The 2,375-nt window shown below is 61.0% G+C and carries 3 protein-coding genes; all 3 read left to right on the top strand.

The genetic code is table 11. The features are described 5' to 3' along the window. The first annotated feature begins 54 nt into the window (after nt 1-54). Nucleotides 55-489 (top strand): IS66-like element accessory protein TnpA, encoded by a 435-nt coding sequence (gene tnpA, locus AWB66_RS32230; RefSeq protein WP_087634021.1) that lies wholly within the window; start codon nt 55-57, stop codon nt 487-489. Next, complete coding sequence (gene tnpB, locus AWB66_RS32235; RefSeq protein WP_087634022.1) at nt 486-830, top strand: IS66 family insertion sequence element accessory protein TnpB; 345 nt, start codon at nt 486-488, stop codon at nt 828-830. Before tnpA ends, tnpB begins: the two co-directional genes overlap by 4 nt. Before the next feature lie 30 nt (nt 831-860). Then, the coding region (tnpC, locus tag AWB66_RS32240; RefSeq protein WP_087634023.1) for an IS66 family transposase at nt 861-2,375 on the top strand (1,515 nt) is incomplete at its 3' end.

The following is a 2,375-nucleotide window of genomic DNA, read 5'->3' on the forward strand; positions in this document are numbered from 1 at the left end:
GTAAGCGGCTCGCAGCGGCCGTCATAGGAAGTCCCTGATCGAGACGGCAAAGTGATGTCCATCATTTCCGATTTGATGGACATCACTTTGTCACAATCTGAAGAGACGAAGCCGGGCACCCGAACGGGCCGGCCGAATTATCCCCGGGAGGTTCGTGAGCGACTAGCGGCAGCGGCTTGCGAGCCGGGAGTCTCTGTTGCGAAGCTGGCCCGCGATAATGGCATCAACGCGAACATGCTGTTCACCTGGCGGCGGCGCTACCTGGCGGAGCACCAGGCCCAGTCTGCCGGACTCATTCCGGTCGTAGTGTTAAGCGACACGCCAGCGGAGGTCGTTGCACCGTCTCCGGTAGATCCGCGAGTGCGGGACACGAAGCCTGCAGCGTCTGCCGGCACGATCGAGATTCGGATTGGTCGCACGGTGGTCAAGGTGGACGGCCTGGTCGATGCCGACATGTTGCGAATCGTGCTGAGTAGTCTGCGCACATGATCTCCCTCCCGGCAGGCACACGAATCTGGATAGCTGCAGGCGTCACCGATATGCGATGTGGGTTCCAGGGGCTCGCGGCCAAGGTGCAGACAGCGCTTGAGGAGAATCCGCTGGGCGGAAACATGTACATCTTCCGGGGCCGTCGCGGCGATCTGGTAAAGATTCTTTGGGCAACCGAGGACGGTATCTGGCTGCTCGCGAAGCGGCTCGAGCGAGGCCGTTTTATCTGGCCCCAGGCCGACTGTGGCAAGGTCCATTTGAGTTCAGCCCAACTGTCGATGCTTCTGGAGGGCATCGATTGGAGGCAGCCCCGTCGCACCGCCGCGTTATCGATGTTGTAAACCGCGCGGCATACTCGTAAACTACGGCGCATGTCGAACGGCGCCGATCTTCCTGACGATGTCGAAGCCCTGAAGGCCTTGCTGGTCGAGGCCCGTAGCCTGCTTGCCGAACGGGATGTCGAGATCGAGCAGCTCAAAGCCCAGATCGACAAGCTCAGACGCATGCACTTCGGTCGCAAGTCCGAGCAGTTGCAGCGGCAAATCGAGACGCTCGAGACTCAACTCGAGGATCTGGCCGCCGGGCGCGGCGTCGCGGATGTGCAGCGTGCGCAGGCCCGCAGTGCAAACGTGTCCATCTCAAATACGACCACGGGCGAAGCGGCTTCAAGGCAAGCGCTTCCTGCGCACCTGCCGCGCGAAGATCATGTGCTCGAGCCCGAATCGGGTTGCCCAGACTGCGGTCAACCGATGCAAGCTCTTGGCGAGGATGCGTCCGAACAACTCGCGCGGGTCGCAGCGGCGTTCAAGGTCATTCGCACGATCCGGCGCAAACTGGTTTGTCCATCTTGCAGCGCCATCACCCAGCCGTCTATGCCTGGCCTGCCGATCGAGCGAAGCATCGCTCATCCGAGCCTGCTAGCGGATATTCTCGTCTCGAAGTACGCGGACCACCAGCCGTTATACCGGCAATCGGCGATCGCGGCTCGCGATGGCGTCACGCTTGACCGGGCCAGTATGGGCCGCTGGGTCGGCCAATGCGAGGCACTGTGTGCTCCGCTGACGGAGGCGCTGCGCCGCTATACGGTGTCGGCCACCAAACTTCATGCGGACGACACGCCTATTCCCGTGCTCGCACCAGGCAACAAGAGGACCCGCACCGGACGGCTCTGGGTCTACGTGCGCGACGATCGCCGCTCGGGTTCGACGCAACCGGCTTCAGTCTGGTTCGCCTACTCACCGAACAGGCAGGGCATCCACCCTCAAACTCATCTCGCCAGCTTCAAAGGGATTCTGCAAGCCGACGCTTATGCGGGCTTCGACGAGTTGTTCCGCGATGGCTCGATACGCGAGGCAGCATGCCATGCCCACGCGCGGAGAAAGTTCTACGACATCCACGTTCGCACGCCCTCTGACACGACGCAGAAAGCACTCGACTACATTGGCGGTCTCTATGAAATAGAGGCTGCCATTCGCGGCAGGCCTGCGCCCGAGCGGCTGCGAATACGTCAGCAGAAAGCCAGGCCATTGCTTCAAATCTACGAAGCCTGGCTCAGGACAAAGCTCGAAACGCTATCGGCGAAGTCCGATACCGCCAAAGCGATCAACTACTCGCTTAACCAGTGGCGCGCACTGCTGCTGTATTGCGACGACGGTACGCTCGAGATCGACAACAACATCGCGGAGAACGCGCTGCGTTGTGTAAGTCTGGGCCGGAAGAATTTCCTGTTTGCTGGTTCCGACAGCGGCGGCGAACGGGCAGCCGCGATGTACGCGCTGATTGGCACTTGTGCCCTGAACGACATCGATCCGCGTGCTTACCTGAACTATGTGCTGGCCCACATCGCCGATCATAAAATCAATCGCATCGACGAGCTTCTGCCATGG

It is taken from the genome of Caballeronia telluris (assembly GCF_001544495.1).
Taxonomy (GTDB): domain Bacteria; phylum Pseudomonadota; class Gammaproteobacteria; order Burkholderiales; family Burkholderiaceae; genus Caballeronia; species Caballeronia telluris.